Origin of the sequence: Bacteroides acidifaciens, from assembly GCF_024623065.1 — a bacterium.
Taxonomy (GTDB): domain Bacteria; phylum Bacteroidota; class Bacteroidia; order Bacteroidales; family Bacteroidaceae; genus Bacteroides; species Bacteroides acidifaciens.
Genome location: NZ_JANJZR010000079.1, coordinates 1 through 19,083, shown reverse-complemented (window position 1 = coordinate 19,083; position 19,083 = coordinate 1). Strand labels below are relative to the sequence as shown.

19 protein-coding genes and 2 pseudogenes are annotated in these 19,083 nt (G+C 42.3%); 10 read left to right on the top strand and 11 right to left on the bottom strand.

Annotated features, from left to right (window positions below; genetic code table 11):
* Positions 1 to 136: 136 nt before the first annotated feature.
* Positions 137 to 505: pseudogene (locus NSB03_RS17045) on the bottom strand (DNA glycosylase AlkZ-like family protein); the annotation flags it as partial.
* A 207-nt stretch (positions 506 to 712) separates the two neighbouring features.
* Between NSB03_RS17045 and NSB03_RS17040 the strand changes: the two are divergent.
* From NSB03_RS17040 to NSB03_RS17020, 5 genes and pseudogenes are all read left to right on the top strand, one after another.
* The gene (locus NSB03_RS17040; RefSeq protein WP_024988281.1) at positions 713 to 1,942 is read left to right on the top strand and encodes a 3-phosphoshikimate 1-carboxyvinyltransferase; all 1,230 of its coding nucleotides are present in this window, start codon (positions 713 to 715) and stop codon (positions 1,940 to 1,942) included.
* A gap of 13 nt (positions 1,943 to 1,955) precedes the next feature.
* A complete protein-coding gene (locus NSB03_RS17035) occupies positions 1,956 to 2,525 on the top strand; it encodes a Crp/Fnr family transcriptional regulator (protein WP_024988282.1) in 570 nt (189 codons plus the stop codon).
* 69 nt (positions 2,526 to 2,594) lie between these two features.
* Complete coding sequence (locus NSB03_RS17030; RefSeq protein WP_024988283.1) at positions 2,595 to 3,311, top strand: SDR family NAD(P)-dependent oxidoreductase; 717 nt, start codon at positions 2,595 to 2,597, stop codon at positions 3,309 to 3,311.
* A gap of 22 nt (positions 3,312 to 3,333) precedes the next feature.
* A pseudogene (locus NSB03_RS17025) lies at positions 3,334 to 3,867 on the top strand (SusC/RagA family protein); the annotation flags it as partial.
* A 13-nt stretch (positions 3,868 to 3,880) separates the two neighbouring features.
* Positions 3,881 to 5,893, top strand: a complete 2,013-nt coding sequence (locus NSB03_RS17020; protein ID WP_024988285.1) for a RagB/SusD family nutrient uptake outer membrane protein — start codon at positions 3,881 to 3,883, stop codon at positions 5,891 to 5,893.
* Positions 5,894 to 6,061: 168 nt separating this feature from the next.
* Here the strand turns inward: NSB03_RS17020 and NSB03_RS17015 are convergent, their stop codons facing one another.
* On the bottom strand, positions 6,062 to 7,063 hold the full coding sequence (locus NSB03_RS17015) for a M28 family metallopeptidase (RefSeq protein WP_024988286.1): 1,002 nt from the start codon (positions 7,061 to 7,063) through the stop codon (positions 6,062 to 6,064).
* A 36-nt stretch (positions 7,064 to 7,099) separates the two neighbouring features.
* Positions 7,100 to 8,227 carry a leucine-rich repeat domain-containing protein gene (locus tag NSB03_RS17010; protein ID WP_024988287.1) on the bottom strand — a complete coding sequence of 376 codons (1,128 nt, stop codon included), beginning with the start codon at positions 8,225 to 8,227 and terminating at the stop codon, positions 7,100 to 7,102.
* A 103-nt stretch (positions 8,228 to 8,330) separates the two neighbouring features.
* Between NSB03_RS17010 and NSB03_RS17005 the strand changes: the two genes are divergently transcribed.
* From NSB03_RS17005 to NSB03_RS16990, 4 genes are read left to right on the top strand one after another with little or no spacing between them, the layout of a single operon-like run.
* Positions 8,331 to 8,747: a hypothetical protein gene (locus tag NSB03_RS17005; protein WP_024988288.1), complete on the top strand. Its 417-nt coding sequence runs from the start codon at positions 8,331 to 8,333 to the stop codon at positions 8,745 to 8,747.
* Positions 8,744 to 9,547: a metal ABC transporter permease gene (locus NSB03_RS17000; protein ID WP_128824454.1), complete on the top strand. Its 804-nt coding sequence runs from the start codon at positions 8,744 to 8,746 to the stop codon at positions 9,545 to 9,547. Before NSB03_RS17005 ends, NSB03_RS17000 begins: the two co-directional genes overlap by 4 nt.
* Positions 9,548 to 9,568: 21 nt before the next feature.
* A complete protein-coding gene (gene tsaE, locus NSB03_RS16995; protein ID WP_024988289.1) occupies positions 9,569 to 9,982 on the top strand; it encodes a tRNA (adenosine(37)-N6)-threonylcarbamoyltransferase complex ATPase subunit type 1 TsaE in 414 nt (137 codons plus the stop codon).
* Entirely contained in the window at positions 9,979 to 10,206 is a 228-nt protein-coding gene (locus NSB03_RS16990) for an immunity 17 family protein (protein WP_024988290.1), read from the top strand. Before tsaE ends, NSB03_RS16990 begins: the two co-directional genes overlap by 4 nt.
* 69 nt (positions 10,207 to 10,275) lie before the next feature.
* Here the strand turns inward: NSB03_RS16990 and NSB03_RS16985 are convergent, their stop codons facing one another.
* From NSB03_RS16985 to NSB03_RS16960, 6 genes are all read right to left on the bottom strand, one after another.
* Positions 10,276 to 11,586, bottom strand: coding sequence for a DUF58 domain-containing protein (locus NSB03_RS16985; RefSeq protein WP_024988291.1), 1,311 nt, complete (start codon positions 11,584 to 11,586; stop codon positions 10,276 to 10,278).
* 64 nt (positions 11,587 to 11,650) lie between these two features.
* Positions 11,651 to 12,625, bottom strand: coding sequence for an AAA family ATPase (locus tag NSB03_RS16980; RefSeq protein ID WP_121767008.1), 975 nt, complete (start codon positions 12,623 to 12,625; stop codon positions 11,651 to 11,653).
* An 11-nt stretch (positions 12,626 to 12,636) separates the two neighbouring features.
* On the bottom strand, positions 12,637 to 13,911 hold the full coding sequence (locus NSB03_RS16975; protein ID WP_257466521.1) for a DUF4350 domain-containing protein: 1,275 nt from the start codon (positions 13,909 to 13,911) through the stop codon (positions 12,637 to 12,639).
* Positions 13,908 to 14,525 (bottom strand): DUF4129 domain-containing protein, encoded by a 618-nt coding sequence (locus tag NSB03_RS16970; protein ID WP_135035612.1) that lies wholly within the window; start codon positions 14,523 to 14,525, stop codon positions 13,908 to 13,910. Before NSB03_RS16970 ends, NSB03_RS16975 begins: the two co-directional genes overlap by 4 nt.
* 16 nt (positions 14,526 to 14,541) lie before the next feature.
* Positions 14,542 to 15,480 (bottom strand): hypothetical protein, encoded by a 939-nt coding sequence (locus tag NSB03_RS16965; RefSeq protein ID WP_024988292.1) that lies wholly within the window; start codon positions 15,478 to 15,480, stop codon positions 14,542 to 14,544.
* Entirely contained in the window at positions 15,461 to 16,423 is a 963-nt protein-coding gene (locus tag NSB03_RS16960; protein ID WP_024988293.1) for a stage II sporulation protein M, read from the bottom strand. Before NSB03_RS16960 ends, NSB03_RS16965 begins: the two co-directional genes overlap by 20 nt.
* Before the next feature lie 101 nt (positions 16,424 to 16,524).
* Between NSB03_RS16960 and NSB03_RS16955 the strand changes: the two genes are divergently transcribed.
* Positions 16,525 to 17,250: an RDD family protein gene (locus tag NSB03_RS16955; RefSeq protein WP_024988294.1), complete on the top strand. Its 726-nt coding sequence runs from the start codon at positions 16,525 to 16,527 to the stop codon at positions 17,248 to 17,250.
* Between the two features lie 224 nt (positions 17,251 to 17,474).
* Here NSB03_RS16955 and NSB03_RS16950 read toward each other — a convergent pair whose 3' ends face one another.
* Together NSB03_RS16950 and NSB03_RS16945 are read right to left on the bottom strand one after the other, a co-directional pair.
* Positions 17,475 to 17,870, bottom strand: a complete 396-nt coding sequence (locus NSB03_RS16950; protein ID WP_159102154.1) for a PH domain-containing protein — start codon at positions 17,868 to 17,870, stop codon at positions 17,475 to 17,477.
* 118 nt (positions 17,871 to 17,988) lie between these two features.
* Positions 17,989 to 18,924: a hypothetical protein gene (locus tag NSB03_RS16945; RefSeq protein WP_257466520.1), complete on the bottom strand. Its 936-nt coding sequence runs from the start codon at positions 18,922 to 18,924 to the stop codon at positions 17,989 to 17,991.
* Positions 18,925 to 19,083: the final 159 nt, after the last annotated feature.

Sequence of the window (19,083 nt, the reverse complement as noted above, 5' to 3'; positions counted from 1 at the left end):
ACAGACGGACGCGACAAGAAGAGCCGGGGTAAGTTGAAATATCAGCTATAATATTATGACTGAAGAGAATTTAAACAAGCTCTTAATATCATTCATCAATCGCTCGCCAATCACACAGGTATTCATTTCTTTATAATTATCCTAAAAAATGTATATACCGTTCTTTTTCTTGGTTCAACACTTCTTCATCCACAAAATCCTCCGACTGGAAACAAGAATGTTCAATCAACTTTCCTCCCTTTTTAACAGACTTATTCCAATTCCCAATCACTTGTCCCTCATAAAGAATAACCGGATAAAACAAACCATTATTGGTAAATGCTTTCGGATAATGCTCCTTTGGCAAAACATCCGTCCGGTCTTTGTATCCTAACAGATACTCATCGTATGAAGGAAGAAGATGTAAACTACCGGAAACTTTGCCGCGCGTCCGGCATGTCTCATGGATATACCATGTCTGCCCATTCCATTGATCCGCCGTCAATTCCGAATCTATTAGAAACCAACTCTTTCGGCTTACGGAAAAGTGGATTCAGCAACTGCTGATTTTGTAAACGAATATCCGGTATCTTCATATAAACAAATTTTATAGCACAAATATATAAAATCCTTACAACAAATCACATTAAGCCACAAAATCCCGAACTTCAGGAAAGGAGAATCAAAGAAAAATGCCTATTTTTGTCATCTCAAACCTAAGATAATAAAAAAAATGCGTTATAGACTTTCAGCTCCTTCCGCAATCAAAGCCACAATTCAATTGCCGGCTTCCAAGAGTATCAGTAACCGTGCACTCATTATCAATGCATTGGCAGAAAGTAACTGTATTCCTGACAATCTATCCGATTGCGACGATACACGCGTGATGATAAAAGCCCTCACCCAAGATGAAGAAACAATTGACATCATGGCTGCCGGAACCGCCATGCGCTTTCTGACAGCCTATTTAAGTGTCACACCGGGAGAACGGATAATCACAGGCACAACACGCATGCAACAACGCCCCATACAAATATTGGTCAATGCCCTTCGTGAACTGGGAGCGGAAATAAACTATATCAATAATGAGGGATTCCCCCCTTTACGCATAAAAGGTACAGAACTGAAAGGGAACGAGATTACGCTGAAAGGAAATGTCAGTTCCCAATACATTTCAGCTTTACTGATGATAGCTCCGGCACTTAAAAACGGTATAGTGTTGCATCTGAGCGGTGAGATTATTTCACGCCCTTACATCAACCTTACATTACAGTTAATGCAGGACTTCGGTGCAAAAGCAGCATGGACCTCTTCAGACAGCATCTCCGTAGCTCCACAACCTTATACAAGCATTCCGTTTACAGTAGAGAGTGATTGGAGCGCAGCTTCTTACTGGTACCAAATTGCAGCATTATCCCCAAAAACTGAAATTGAGCTATTGGGATTATTCCGTAACAGTTATCAGGGAGACAGCCGTGGAGCGGAAGTATTCTCGCGGTTAGGAATAACTACAGAGTTTACCACCAAAGGAGTTAAACTCAAAAAAACAGGAAAAGCCCCGAAAAGACTGGAAGAAGACTTCATTGACATACCTGATTTGGCACAGACTTTTGTCGTCACTTGTGCCTTGATGAACATTCCTTTCCGCTTCACAGGACTGCAAAGTCTGAAAATAAAAGAAACCGACCGTATTGCCGCTTTAAGGAATGAACTGAAAAAACTGGGATACCTAATAGAAGAAGAGAATGACAGCGTATTAATGTGGAACGGCGAACGATGTGAACCGGAAGAAACTCCCGTAATTGCAACATACGAAGACCATCGGATGGCTATGGCATTTGCTCCGGCAATAATCTGCCACCCTACTATGCAAATCGCCGACCCGCAAGTCGTTACCAAATCATATCCCGGATATTGGAAAGACCTGAAACAAGCCGGATTTCAGATTATAAACGAAGACTAACCGCCCCGATACAGTGGAAGATTTCAATAAATACACTTCCCATATCAACTATTCCCCTATTGTAGATTTTGTATTACAGCAGGGGAAACAGACCTATTATGAAAAAGGAGACTATTTTTCCCGACAGGGAGAAATCTGCAGAACGATGGGCTTTGTCAGTTCCGGCTCTTTCCGGTACTGTTGTATCAACAATCTGGGAGAGAATAATATCGTAGGATATACTTTCGACAATTCCTTTGTCGGCAATTATCCGGCTTTTCAATTACAGGACAAATCGAATGTGGACATACAAGCCCTGTGTGACTGTTCGGTATATGTGATTAATCATCAGCAAATGACCGATTTCTATGAAGCTAACAACGACAACCAAAAGCTAGGACGCCGCATTGCAGAAACTCTACTATGGGAAGTCTACGACCGTATGATTTCAATGTACAGTCTGACAGCGGAAGAACGGTATCTTGAAATTATCAACCGTTGCCCCGACTTACTGAAACTGATTACATTAAAAGAACTGGCATCTTATCTCTTGATTCGCCCGGAAACACTAAGCCGTATCCGAAGAAAAGTAGTACAAAAGTAATTTCTTGATTTCAATCAAGAAATTATCTACGCACACTCTCTACTTTTGAAACCAAATAGAATGAAAATCATGCAGAAAATAATAATTATAGGTGCAACTTCCGGCATTGGTCGCGGTTTGACAGAAGCATATATTCAAGAAGATTGTCTCATCGGCATTATCGGTCGCAGAGAGAACTTGCTGCAAGAGATATACACCCAAGACAAAAATAAACTATTCTATCAAGTATGCGACATCACCGATACACAAACCAGTATCCAATGTTTGGAAACACTCGTACAAGAAATGGGTGGAATGGATATACTGATAATCTGTGCCGGCACGGGAGAGCTCAATCCCGAACTTGCTTATCAACTGGAGGAACCGACTTTATTAACCAACGTAATAGGATTCACCAACATAGCCGATTGGGGATTCCGTTACTTTGAACAGCAAAAGAGCGGGCATTTAGTCACCATTTCTTCCGTAGGCGGTACACGTGGTAGCGGCATCGCACCTGCCTACAATGCATCAAAAGCCTATCAAATCAACTATATGGAAGGACTACGGCAAAAAGCCACCCAATCCCCTTATCCTATTTATACGACAGATGTCCGTCCGGGGTTTGTAAATACAGCGATGGCTAAAGGAGAGGGGCTGTTTTGGGTAACTCCTGTTGATAAAGCTGTGAAACAAATAAAAGAAGCTATTCATAAGAAGAAAAAAGTAGCATTTATCTCAAAAAGATGGAAATACGTAGTCATACTATTTCGCTTGATACCGTCAGCTATTTATTGCCGGATGTAGCAACTGATAATAGTTTATACGAAAAAAGATCGGTAACAGCACACCACGCTATAACTTTGGCTTGAATCTGGATGCCGCATGGAAAGGCTTCGATCTGAAGCTGTTCTTCCAGGGAACTATGAAACGTGACTATATGCCGGGAAGTGGCTCTACCATGTTCTGGGGAGCAGTAGGTTACTGGCAGACTAATTTCTTCAAGCAACATCTGGACTATTTCCGTGGAGCAGATACGACCAATCCGTTAGGTCCCAATCTGGGCGGTTATTATCCTCGTCCTCTTGAGAACGACAGAAACCGCAATCCGCAGACCCGCTACTTGCAGAATGCAGCTTATTGCCGACTGAAGAACGTGACTTTAGGATATACATTACCCAAATCACTGACAGAAAAGTTCTGTGTGAACAACCTTCGCTTCTTTGTTTCGGCAGAAAACTTATTCACCATTACCAATCTGGCTGACACATTCGATCCCGAAACTGTCGGTATCGGCAACTGGGACGGATGTACCTATCCATTATCCAAGACTGTATCATTCGGTTTAAGTGCAACTTTTTAAATGACAGACGATTATGAAAAAACATATCAAACTTTTGACAATAGGAACATTGCTGTTGGGCGGACTGACCGGTTGCAATGATTTTCTGGACAGGGAACCTCTGGACAAAGTTATTCCCGAAAAATATTTCGCATCCGAAAGTGATTTGGCTGCTTACACTATCAATGCTTATCCGTTTGAAACTGTGACGGACGCATATGGCATTAACTTCTTCGGCAAAGATAACGATACTGATAATCAAGCCAGCGGTGACTCCCCGGAATTCTGGATACCCGGTCAGAAGAAAGTTCCGTCGGGCGAAGGCGACTGGGACTGGAAGAAGATACGTGCCTGCAACTATTTCTTCGACAATACTTTACCTAAGTTTGAAGCGGGTACCATCACCGGCAATCAGGATAATGTAAAACATTACATTGGAGAGATGTATGTGATACGTGCATATAATTACTATAAATTGCTGGTTTCTTTAGGAGATTTGCCCATCATCACCACAGCATTGCCCGACGTAGAAGAGACTTTGGTGGAATCCAGCAAGCGTCAACCACGCAATAAGGTGGCACGTTTCATTTTGGATGATTTGCAGAAAGCAACAGAATTATTACTTGATAATAGCCCTGGCAGAAAGAACCGTATCAGCAAAAATGTAGCCCATTTACTGCGCGCACGTGTAGCCCTCTTCGAAGCAACTTGGGAAAAGTACCATAAAGGAACGGCATTCGTACCTGGTGGAAAAGGATGGCCGGGAAATCCCGCAGACGTAAGCGGTTTCAACATTGACACAGAAATAGCTTATTTTCTTGACGAAGCCATGAAATCGTCCAAAGTAGTGGGTGACTATATTGTCGGAAAACTGGCAGAGAACACCGATACTCCCGAGGGAATGAATGCCAGTCTGGCTTCCATCAACCCTTATTACACCATGTTCTGTGATGAGAATATGGAAGGATACGATGAAATTCTGATGTGGAAACAATTCAAGGAGGGGTTGGTGACAAGTAACCTGCAAATGGAACTGGAACGCAACGGCGGCGGTTCCGGATGGACTCGCGGCATGGTCAACTCTTTCCTGATGCGTAACGGACTTCCGATCTATGCAGACGGTTCGGGTTATGACCGCAATTGGGAAAAGAAAGGTGTCAACTCCACCTTGCAAAACCGGGATTCACGTATTGTTATCTTTACCAAAAAACCGGGTGATGCCAATACGGAAGATGAGGGTGACGTGAATTATTACGGCAATGACGGTACTCCCAGCTATTGTTCTATCCGTTTCATTTATGGCGACAAGGGAAGTCTGGCGACAACAGGGTTCATCATCAAGAAAGGCAAGCATTATTCCAGCCATATGGCCAATGACCACAGTGCAGGAACATCAGGCGGCATTGTTTTCCGTGCCGCAGAAGCCATGTTGATCTACATGGAGGCTTCTTACGAAAAGAACGGTAGAATTGACGCAACAGCCGACGGATATTGGAAAGCTTTACGCCGACGTGCCAAAGTAGACGAAGACTATAACAAGACAATTACCGCAACACAAATGAGCGAAGAAGCCAAAGGTGATTTCGGCGCTTATTCTCACGGACAACTGATAGATGCGACATTGTATAATATTCGCCGTGAACGCCGCAACGAACTTTGTGCAGAAGCTTTGCGTTGGGAAGACTTGAAGCGCTGGCGTGCGTGCGACCAGTTAATATCCAAGCCTTACCGTGTGGAAGGTATGTTATACTGGGGAAGTGACTATGAAACTCAACTGCAAGACTTATGTAAAGTAGATCCGGCCGAAGGCAATATGTCTTCATCCGATTTAAGCAACTATATTCTTCCGTACGAAAAAATCACGAAGAATAACCTGATAGCTGGGCAGAACGGCTTCCTCTTTACTCCAGCTCATTATCTGAATCCGATAGGCATGGCTGTATTCCGCCAGACTGCTTCGGACAAAAATGACTTTACAAGCTCAGTGGTCTATCAGAACCCGGGATGGAAGATTGAAGGAGACACCGGTGCACAACCAGTAGAATAGCAATAAAAAAAGATAAAGGCTACACTCATTGATTTCATAAATAAATCGACCTTACCCTTATATGATTAGCCTTTTATCAGAACAGTCTGTCATTCAGAGCGTGGCGAAAAATCCCCACTCCTAAACAAATAAAAAGGAGTTCTTCACTACGCTCTGGATGACAGATTTTTAAAATGACTTTTCATTCGCCATTTTCCACATATTCAGGAAAGATGCCTTGGTGATTTCCACAATCTTATCCCAATTTAGCCGTTCGGCATGGTCAGACGGTTGATGGTAATCGGGATGTCCATCCGTATGATACCATATGATTGGAATACCCACTTTGGCAAATGTCCCGTTATCACTTCCACCTGTCGGATTATCCCACGCACGATAGTCCGGTTCCAACTGCAAACCATATTTCTTAACATCCTCTTTCAGCCAGTCACCGAAAGCCGGATGGGAAGCTGTATAGAAATAGACTACATGACGAGGTCGATCAGATTTATTATTACGACCAATCATGTCAAAGTTCAGATAACCCTTAATTTGCGAAACAAAGGGACAAGTCTGCACAAAGTATTTCGAACCTAACAATCCTTTTTCCTCTCCGTCCCAAAAAGCGAAGATTACATTTCTTTCCGGTTGCTGTCCACTAGCAATAAAAGCACGGGCGATTTGCAGCACAGCCGATACACCGGACGCATTATCATCTGCACCGTTGTAAATCTGATCGCCGTCAAGCGCAGGGTCTATCCCCAAATGATCGAAATGCGCGCCTACTATCACATATTCTTTTGCATTCTTACCGGGAATCATACCCAACACATTCCTCATGGAAAGCTTTTGGTGAACTTCCTGTTTCAGTTTAGCTATAGAATCTGGATGCACTTCCAGACGTCCTTTTTTCTGACGTTCTTTACGGTAAGCATCAAAAGGCTGGAAATAGCTGTCAGCCAAAGGCGATACTCCCATCCATTGCAACAAAGAAACAATATATTCTGAAGTCACACTCGAACCGTGAAACCCAGCCTCACGCCCTTGCAATTCATCACTAGCCAAAAAATTGATAGCAGCCTCGGCAGAGGAACGATTGATACTCTGCAACCCTTTTTCTACGTTAGTTTGGGCCGACAACAACAATGGAAAATTACACAAAAGAGAAAGAAGCAGCATATTTTTCTTCATGATATATATAAAATTTAAAAAACAATCGTCCATACTTTACTTATTTTCAATTATCCAGTTTTTATCATTCAAGATATTTCTATTACAATCATCAGCTCCCGGATTATCATTAAAAGAAATCCGATACTGGCGGGGAGGAGCCGGATAATAAATAGCAGATTCCGGCACTTGCCCCAAGGAATCAAACAGGACATTCAAAGCATTCTCATCCAACTGATTCGAGTGACAATAAAGATATCCCAACAGACTTCCTTGCGGTACCATTAAACGAATTAGCTGATTATGTTCACAACGCAATTCACTGATATTAGGATGATCGGATAGATCAAGTTCGGTCAATTTATTGTATGAGCAACTTAATTCCCTTAAAGAAGGGCAACATTTCAATATATCAGTAATTGATTGGAAAGCACACCCTTGTATCAATATCGCAGAAATTGAAGTATTCTCGTTCAATTCCAAATGTGACAATACTTCATTAAAACTCAAATCAATATCGCGCAATGCCGGCAAGTTTTTAAGGGAAAGGGAAGAAAAACCATTATAAAAACAATATAAACTTCTCACTTCCGGATGATTGCCAAACTCCATTGAAGCCAATTTGGGATTAGAATAAACGTGTATGGACCGCAATCGGAAACAATCCTCAATCTCCAAATGCTCCAAATCAGCGAAACTACCGATATTAATACTTTCCACATTAGGACAGAAGGTATTCAAGTCCAATTCGCGAGTATCAGAAATGCTATTCAAAGCTAGAGATTTCATTCGCGGCATATTTCCCAAATAAAGATTACTCAAAGGAAGAAGCAAACCACTTATATCGATAAGTTGCAGCTCTTCAGCCCAAATCCTCACTTCATATACTCCTTTATTTCCATATTTATATCTCACTCCGCCATTCATTGAAGAAGGATCTTCTATTTTCTGTATATGACCGTTTCCCAAATCTATCACCATTCGTCCCCCACTTGCTACGATGTCCAACTGCCGCCAGTCTCCTACAACATTTACTGTAAAGCGAATCGTGTTTTCATCTGTCAATGCCGGAAAATCAAAATCATCTCCAAACACTCTGTTATCAGTATCTTTACAGGCAGCAAGAGTAGTGAATAAGATAACCACCCACATACTCCGAACGAATAATACACTCTGTCTTTTCATCTTGTATTTAAGTTGGTAACATACAAAAGTACGAAAGAAATAGATAGCATACAAAATTTATAAGTAACTTTGCACAAAATTGATTGGTAACTGTTATATTATCATGTGGATACTTATTATAAGTCTGGTGTTGCTGGGTGTCATTGCGCTGATAGCCGGAATCATCCGCAACAAAAGACTGCAAAAGAAAATAGAGAGAGGCGAACTGGACCGTATGCCGGAAGTAAAAGAAGTGGATACCGAATGCTGCGGACAACATGAAGTATGCGAAAAAGACAGCCTGTTGGCCGCTGTCAGCAAGAAGATAGAATATTACGATGACGAAGAACTGGACCAGTTCATTGGCAGGACAGGAGACGCGTATACAGAAGAAGAAACAGAACAGTTTCGGGATGTACTGTACACCACCAAAGATGATGAAGTGGCCGGATGGGTGCGCAGCCTACAACTTCGTGGCATCGAATTGCCGGACGAGCTTAAAGATGAAGTGTTCCTGATTATCGGAGAAAGAAGAACATGAATCTACTACAATATACATTCTTTCAACATGCCTTGTTAGGGAGCCTGCTGGCAAGTATTGCCTGCGGGATTATAGGAACATACATCGTTACCCGCCGCCTGGTATTTATCAGTGGAGGAATTACCCATGCTTCTTTCGGTGGAATAGGTTTAGGATTGTTTGCGGGAATTTCCCCGATACTCTCCGCCGCCGTCTTTTCTGTGCTGTCCGCCTTTGGCGTCGAATGGCTCAGCAGGCGGAAAGATATGCGCGAAGATTCCGCTATTGCCGTATTCTGGACGTTGGGCATGGCATTGGGAATCATGTTCAGCTTTCTGTCACCGGGATTCACCCCCGACCTCTCCGCCTATCTGTTCGGGAATATCCTGACTATCAATCAGGCTGACTTATGGATGCTCGGTATACTGGCACTATTGCTGACCGGATTCTTTTACCTGTTCATCCGTCCCATTGTATACATCGCTTTCGACCGTGAGTTTGCACGTTCGCAGAAGATTCCGGTAGAGATATTCGAATATGTGCTGATGATGTTCATCGCGCTGACGATTGTAGCCTGTCTGCGTATGGTAGGCATCGTGCTGGCCATCTCTCTTCTCACCATTCCGCAGATGACTGCCAACTTATTCACGTATAGTTTCAAAAAAATAATCTGGCTGTCCATCGGTATCGGCTTCTTGGGATGCCTGGGCGGACTGTTCATTTCTTATCATTGGAAAGTTCCTTCGGGAGCCTCGATCATATTCTTCTCTATCCTGATTTATGCTGTTTGCAAAATAGGAAAGAGTTGTTGCAGGAAATAGTCATCATAATAGAATTAGTATATGGAAATCAAAATTCAATCACAGGAAAATATCCATGAAGCAGCCCGCGAATTCATCGCTGCTATGGGCGACAACACAGTATTTGCTTTATACGGAAAGATGGGTGCCGGCAAAACGACATTTGTCAAAGCACTCTGCGAGGAATTGGGCGTGGAAGATGTTATCAGCTCCCCCACCTTTGCCATCGTCAATGAATACCGTTCGGACAAGACAGGAGAATTGATTTATCACTTCGACTTTTACCGTATCAAGAAGCTAAGCGAAGTGTACGACATGGGATACGAAGATTATTTCTACAGCGGTGCTCTTTGCTTCATCGAATGGCCGGAGCTTGTAGAAGAACTGTTGCCGGGTGACGCTGTGAAAGTGACGATTGAAGAACAGGAAGACGGAGGCAGAGTTATCAAGCTATGACCGGACAATACATCGTACAAGGAATCTTTGCGCTGGCAGGGACTGTCTCCCTGCTGGCATCATTGCTCAACTGGGACTGGTTCTTCACAACGCGCAATGCACAGACCATTATCCGGAACGTAGGACGAAACCGGGCACGACTCTTTTATGGCATATTGGGGATTATCATTATTGGCATGGCTGTATTCTTCTTTGTGGAAACACGGAAAGCCATTGCTCTTTGAGGCAATCTTTTTCAGACAAAAGAACAAAAGGACAAAAGACTGCAAAAACAGACTCCTTTGTTCTTATGTCTAAAGCAACTGCCGCGCTTTCATCTCCAAATACTTATTAATCACATCTATCGAAAGATTCTCCGGTGTAGTCAATAAGGAATAGATTCCATGCTGTTTCAAGGTGGAAACAACCAACCGCTTTTCGTAAGCGAATTTTTCCGCAATCACATGGCGGTAATAACCTTCCGTATCTTTTGCAGGAGTGGCAATGTATTCCTTCAATTCGGCATCTTCGAAAAAGACGACAAGCAGACGGTGTTGGCGGTTCAATTGCTTCAGATAAGCCAACTGACGGTTCATGCTGGATATACCGGAGAAATTTGTATATAATACCAACAGGCTCCGTTTGCTGACATACTTGTTCAGATGTACACAAAGAGCCGAGAAATCCGTTTCCCCGAAAGTAGCCTTCTGGCTGTAAAGTTTCTCAAGCAAGGTCTGCATATGTCCCGGTTGTTTGGAAGCAGGGACAAACGTATCGAAATGCCCGTCAAAAGTCACCAAACCCGCCTTGTCCTCTTTCTGCATCGCAACGTACGAAAGCACCAGCGAAGCGTTTATCGCATAATCGAGCAAAGTCATTCCACGAAAAGCCTGCTGCATCACCCTACCCTTATCTATCACATTATAAATCTGTTGTGAACGTTCGTCCTGATAAACATTCACCATAAGCTCGTGCCGGCGGGCACTCGCTTTCCAGTTTATCGTACGGTAATCATCGCCCTTCACGTACTCTTTTATCTGCTCAAACTCCGTGTGGTGACCTATCCGGCGGATACGTTTTATTCCCAATTCGGTAAGATTATCACTGATAGCCAGCAATTCATACTGATGAAGCATCAGATAAGACGGATATACCTTAATATCCAACGGTTCACCACAGGTATATCGCCGGGAAACCAAACCTATCCGCCCGGTTACGAATACCCGGATATGTCCGAAAGAATAAACGCCCCGACGCGTAGGACGAAGCCGGTAACTAACCGTTTTCCCTCCGTTTGCCCGAAGACTGACACGAAAGTCAATATCACGCTTCTGAAAGATGAAAGGAATTTCATCAATGATTTCCAAAGCGACAGGACGGGGATAACTACTCTCTATCCGGATACTAACCTCATTCTCGTCACCATTGGAGAAACGGTCGGCACATTGGCGGAATGCCTGAATTCCACGAACACTATAAAGCAGATAGCCATCCGTCAACACAGTCAGGAAAAAGGCAAAAAGCACCCACTGCCCGATAACAAAGAGCGGAGCAAAAACGTATCCACTACCCAACAAGAGGATAATTACGACAAGGGCAATATAGAAACGACGGGTCAAGTACAACTTATCAATCAGATATTAAAGATTAAACACTAAAGACCATAGTCAGGTGATAATCGGCTACCCATTATTTCGGGACTTCGACCTTATCAATCAAGCGCTGCGTCACCTTTACCGGAGAATATCCTTCCATCTCCGCTTCCGCCGTCAAGATAAGGCGGTGCTGAAGTACGTAAGGAGCAACAAACTTAATATCTTCCGGCGTCACAAAATCCCGTCCCTGCAAGAGAGCATAGGCTTTCGAGGATTGCAGCATAGCTACGGATGCACGTGGAGAAGCTCCCAGATACACAGCCTTGCTGGTACGCGTCTGCTGCACAATCAATGCGATGTATTGAAGCAGCGTACGGTCTACAAACACCCGATTCATGAAAGCACGAAGTGACAGAAGTTCTTCTTTTGTGATGGAAGGCGTAATGTTATCCAATTTCACCAATGCGGCATTGGTCTGATGACGCTCAAGAATATTCACTTCCTCTTCCAATGAAGGATAATCCATCGTAATCTTCATCAGGAAACGGTCGAGTTGCGCTTCGGGAAGTTTGTATGTTCCTTCCTGTTCCACAGGATTCTGAGTAGCCATTATGGTAAAAAGTTCCCCCATACGGTGTGTAGTTCCGTCGATACTGATTTGACGCTCTTCCATCACTTCAAACAAGGCAGCCTGCGTTTTGGCAGGCGCACGGTTGATTTCGTCCACCAATACAATATCCGCAAAAATCGGTCCCTGATGGAAATCAAAGCTATTGGTTTTCATATTAAACACCGTCGTACCCAACACATCACTCGGCATCAAGTCCGGTGTAAACTGGATACGGCTGAAGTCAGCATCAATCAGACGAGCCGTCAGGCGAGCCAACAAGGTCTTTGCCACTCCCGGCACACCTTCTATCAGTACATGGCCATTAGCCAGAATGGCTGTCAGCACCAAATCCACCGTCTGTTCCTGTCCGACAATGACGGAAGCAATCCGGTCTTTCAACTCTTGTATCTTCTCGGAAAAGAGAGTTAAATCCACTCGTTGTTCTGTATTCTCTTCCATAAATTTCTTCTTTAGATATGATTGATTATTTCATTCATTTTATCAATAAACATTTTCATCTGTTCAGAGTCGATAATGCGCCCACCGTAAAGCACCGATCTGACTTCATGGATAAACTTCGCAATATCTTCGGTATCCATTCCCGTTTTCCGGGCAATCCTCTCGAAAGAGCGTTTGTCATCCGCTGCTTCTTTAATATCCACCTGAATTTCTCTTCGCAACACTTCTGCCAAATAAGCAAACTTCTTACAAACCAAGTCGACATGGTCTTTCTTCTGAAAATAAAGAGTACCAATCAATTCTGTAAATTCAAGAGATTTGTTTGCCGGCTCACGAACAACAGGAATGGTACGTTGCCGTCTTTTTGCCGTGAATATCATGAAAAGCAGGATAGTAATCATCGTCAGGTACAAAGCCCAACGAAGCGGCTGATGCGCAAGCAGATAACGGAAAGGCGACTGTTGCACCTGTGCCGTTGCTTTCATGTATCCTTCACTACGAACGATAGGTAGTTCCCCCATCTGCGACAGTAAACGAAAGATATAATTGACGTTATTCCCGTCCAACACGCCATAATTCGTAAACAACAACGGAGTAGAGACGAGCATGATTTCCCCTTTCCCCCACGGACGAACCATTGTCATCAACGGATGATAATTATTGTACGCTTTCACAGAATCAGAATCAGCCAACGCATCACCGATAGCGTCCGACATATCTTTCTCCGCCAACTTCCGTACCGGCAATGAATCATAACTCCTGAAATAGGAATTACAGAATTGCGGATAACAACGGTATAGCTGCCGGGAATAGACAGAATCGGCAATCCAATAAATACTGTCTTTCCTGAAGATAGAAGAAGCATACTTCTTGAAAGCAGCCGCACTAAAATGAGAATACGTACAATAGAACCGCAAAGTGTCTTCCAAATACTTAGAATAGTTATTGCTTACCAGCATAACCTTATTTCCCCGCTCCGCCATCTTCAATAAAGCATTCACATCTGCCTCTACCATAGACAAATTATTGGCAATCACAAGTATGCCCTTATTGCCATTATCCGTCGTATCCCCCTCCATCTGATAGAACGTCTCCTTAGATATGGAATAGCCATTAGGCAAAGAAGAAGACAGCAGACTGTCGAACACCGCACAACCGAGCGGTTGCTTATCGTAATGGCTGAAAGTAGGTGTCCACACAAACTTTTTAGGCAAATGATACTCTACCGCAAACATAACCAGCAGAAAAGCTACAATAAAGATTATAAACCAGCGGCTTCCTTTCATGAGATGCCTCCTTTCCCTATTTCTTCCTGCAACGTCCGCATGGTACGGAAAAGTTCTTCCGTCGCCTCAAAGTTTCCGTAACGTACCCGCAAAAAATGATTGGTTAGTTGACGGAAAGCCGGCAAACGGACCTCATTCAGATACTGTGTAGGCGTCTTATAAAGTTGCCAGTCAATGCGTTCCGCATCACTGAGTTGTTTCAATGTCTGCAAATAAAGCAAACGTACCGCTTCCCGATAATCCTGGCGGGAAAGCGCTTCGGCAATTCCTCCCGGAAAATCTACGCCATAAATCGTATCTTCCCCTGCGGTATAAGGCAATGCATTCTTAGGCGAACGCATGAACAGTTCGGGACGTTTTTTGTAAACAAACCAGATAATCAGAAGCAGAAGAATAATGGCAATGCATATCAGGATAAACCCCGAATACTCTTCCGCAAAACGGCTGCCGAATATCTTGCGCAGAAGTTCCCCGAACTGCTTACTGATCCACTCAAAGAGGTTAAGCTCCGGAGTAATCAGTTCACGGTTATAGTCGTATGCCGGATCAGACCGCCAAAGGGCAATCTTCGCCGTATCACAGACCAATGTATCAGCCGGGGAAGTGAGATTCATCTATTCCGGATTTATTTTAGAGTTTATCAAAGTTGTCAATATCACTTTCTACTGTAATGCTGTCTACCACTTCCGATGCATGACCGTACTGATATACCAGTCCCACAATACTGAATATAGCCGATAGGTAAGAGCCGTACAACATCAGAATAGAAAACAGATATTGCGCAAAGTTCAGTCCGACGGACGAAGAGACTTCACCACCGTCACTCATGACAAAAACCATTTTCACAATATAGATAACATACCACGGTATAGAAACAATGCCCTGCAATACGCTGGCAATGATTCCCATCACAATCAAAATCAGAAAAACTCCTCCCCAAGTGGCAAATCCCAACCGGAATGTCTTCTTGAACGCCTCCATCAGCGAAATATCTTCAAATAAATAGACAGGAGCCATCAAAGCCATAGGTATCATAAATGCAAACAACAACGGGAAAGTGAGCAACAGTGTAAAAGGAGTCAATACAGCCAATAACACCATGATAATAATGACAAACAGGAATAAGAAGCCAATAGCCACCCCCATAAGAAACAGTCTCTTGACATTATGTAGCAACAACGGTTTTATGTCACTGAATACAATACCGTTCAGACGCTCTTCACGCTCATTATACAATCGAACCATTCCATAAATCAAGGAAGTCAGCAACAAGGCTCCCAAACAAGAAAAGAAGATAACCCCTGCATAGTTCAATGCAAATGCAGGTCCCAAGGCTGCGAAAGGATTATCACCCGCACTTCCTGATGCCTGCATGGCGGTAAGGTCCGTCATACCTCCCATCAGTCCGCTAAAGTTTGCGGCCTGGAGTAAACAGATAGGAAGTACCAGATACGTTGAGTACTTGAACAACTGTTTCCAATTCTCTTTTATAAAGTCAAAAGAAGCGTTCAACTTTTCGCCGAAAGGGCGTTTTACGTACATCGCAATCTTAGGTTTCTGTGATTCCATATTTTTTTCTATTTGGTAAATAAATATAGTAGAATATAATAAATGCCAGAGAAGTGAATATCACGCCAAGCCTCAATACATCGGGAAGTTCTGTGTGCCGGGTAAGAAAACCTTCTATAAAGCCTGCCATAATGAATACCGGAACAGTGCCGATCACTATTTTCAAGCCTCGCTTCGCTCCTCTTCTGAAAGATTCCAGGCGGGAATAAGTGCCGGGAAACAGCCATCCGTTGCCTAAAGCCAGTCCGGCGGCACCGGCTACGATAATCGCCCAAATCTCAAGCGTTCCGTGCAGCCAAATGGCAAGGCTGGATTCCCAAAGCAAATCGTGTTGATAAAAGAAGGTTTGAAAAGCTCCTACCATAATCCCATTGGTAAGAAGCATATATCCCGTACCAAAGCTGGTCAATAATCCCATTACAAAACAGTTGAAAGATACCATTATGTTATTGAGGGTAATCCCCAAGAACATCGGAACTTCGGAAGAGCCGCCGTATACAGCCATCGGTTCGCCATTGGATATATTCTCCAATGTCATATCCACATAACCATTTCCTAGAATCAAACGGACAAAATCCGGGTCATTTGCAGCGGATAAAACGCCGATCAGCACACTGGCTACAAAGATAAGAAACGAGGTCAGCAGTTCCCGACGCGCGTCATACATGGTCCGGGGGACTTCCTGCGTCCAAAAGGTGATAATCCGTGTCCACTTCTCACGTTTATTCCGGTAGATTTCGTTGTGCAACGCCGAAGCCAGATTATTCAGATAAATCGTAATGCGGGAAGTCGGGAAATGTGTCTGGGCAAACGCCAGATCGGCAGTCAAGTCCGTATAAGCATCGGCTAGTTGGTCGGGGGACAGACTTGCCGCCTGCTCCACAACTTTCTCTGTCTCCTTCCATTTTTCAATGTTCCGACGAATAAACGTTACTTCTTTCATGCTTTTCAATAGATTTCGGATAAGTTTTGTCCGAAACCGGAAGCAAAAATAAGAGAATTATGATATATTTGCAACGGAATCCTAAAAATGTTTATCCTGAAATGGCAGAATCTACGATAATAACCGGACAATTCGTTCGTATCAGCCAAACGCCCGCCAGTATCGGCGAGCGATTTCTGGCATTAGTCATTGATTATTTTCTGATCGGGCTTTACATCTTCTCCACAGCTACGCTCTTGTCCAAATTAAATTTACCGTCAGAATTCAGTTGGTTCTTTTTTCTGTGCGTCGTTTATTTACCGATTCTCGGTTATTCTTTTCTTTGTGAGATGTTCAATCACGGACAGAGCTTTGGAAAGAAACTTATCAACATCCGTGTCGTAAAAGTAGACGGTTCTACTCCAAGCATCGGCTCTTATCTGTTACGGTGGCTTCTTTTCCCAATTGATGGTCCCATCACAAGCGGCCTTGGACTTCTGGTCGTTTTACTGAATAAGAACAATCAACGATTAGGGGATCTAGCTGCCGGTACTATGGTGATTAAAGAGAAAAACTATCGTAAGATACATGTCAGCCTGGATGAATTCGACTATCTGACCCAGAATTATCATCCGGTATATCCGCAGTCGGCTGATTTATCTCTCGAACAAGTGAATGTAATTACCCGGACTTTGGAATCCGGCGAGAAAGACCGGGCAAGACGTATCACGGTACTTGCCCAAAAAGTACAGGAATTACTTTCCGTTACTCCTCGTGAGGGTAATCAGGAAAAATTCCTTCAGACGATACTTCGCGATTATCAATATTATGCATTGGAAGAAATATAACCTGAATACCCTGTTTAAGACTATTCTGGCAAGGGATTATTCTCACCGCAGTGAGAATAAATTCTCATAGCAATGAGTATTTTTTCTCATAGTAATGAGAACTTTTTCTCATAGGCATAAAATATTTGAGAAAAAGCAACGCACAAAAAAGGGGTATGCTCTGTGAGTATACCCCTTATCTTAAATTTCTCAAATTTTATTTTGCAAACATACAAAGCTCAACATCAATCATTTAGAAGTTTTATCATCTGAACATAATCATCACAACTTACAACATAACATTTTCCTTCTGTTTTAATTTCAAGCATAGAACTCCCATCCTTAACAAAAGCAGTATATTTTCCAATACTTTTATTCCAAAAGATACCTATATGCCCAAATAATCCACTAATCCCCCACAATCTAACATCAAACATTAAACTTTTTTTATGTTGAACTTGCAATATATTACAACGAGGTATAATAACCTTCCCTAGCATTTTCTTTATTATCAAATTTTCTTTTGTCACACACACATATCGGATTTGAGAAAAAAACGAATATAGCAATGTTACTAAAATAAAACAGAGCGCAACACCTACTCCTACGAAATTAAGTGAATCTATAGGCAGTTTCGCCATCTGATTGATTATAATACATATAGCAAATAACAATATAATAAGCAGAAAGCAAGTTGCTAACAACATAGACTTTGAATACGATGACTTAAATCTTCTCATTTTACTTACATTTTTTGAATTATACAATAATATTTTTCTTCAAGAATTCTGAGATTTGCATCTCTGAATATTTCGTAAAAATGTCCGGTTTGTTAACTTTTAAATATGATACAAGTTGATTTACAAAGAAACTTTTATAACCTGATACAAGTTGATAATCACTCACATTTATATTTTTCAATGCCCAAACATCCAAAACCGAATAATTAGGATCAGTACAATGCAAGAAAGATTGCATTCTTTTTGATGTACAAATATTTATCTGATCTTTTGAGAGTACATTATCCTCGCTTTGCAAACCAGACTCCAACCGTTGCAGAGATACATTTTCATCATCAATAGGCGACTCTTCCGTCCCTACAGTATAAGTCAAAATTATAGCTACTACTAAAACTACCGACACGGCAAGCCAAAAAGCAACACTACGTGTTTCTATAGTTTCTCCATTCAGTTCATAAGCTATTGCATTAAAGATTTCTTTCTCATCCTCATTTTGAAACAATACGTTCAGTTTTACTTTTTGCCCTGTTTCCAATAACTTCATATCAGCACATAACTGCATAAATCTCTCAAAATCATTACTCTTCAATACTTCATTTATTTCCTCATTTCCCAGTGCAACAATTACCTTAAAGATAGCATCATCTAAATCTATTGTAAAATTATACCCTCTTTGTTTACAAAATGATTCCGGATCTTTTGATAACTCCTGAGCTACTTTTGGATTATCAATAATTTCTTGTACCAAAGGGGCAATATCACGCAAAGCTTGTTTAGTTTCTTCGTTCAAAGATAAAGATATTGATACACCTTTACTGTCTGTTATATCTTTTTCTGAATTAATACCAGATTGTTCTACCATTATTTGATCAAAGTCAGCATTTGGAGTACATGATGCAAGTAGCATAGACGTAGCTAAACTTTTAGCTGTCAGAGAATTGATTTTTGTCTTCATTGATCTCACAAACTCATGTTTTTAAATTGTTAATAAATTGATATTTTAGCATAACAGATGGAATGATAGACGAAATATTAGCCTTAGAGCCTGTTTAAATTTTCCTGAGATTATGTTAGATAGGCTTTACCGACCTGTTTTTATTCGTCACATAGTCTC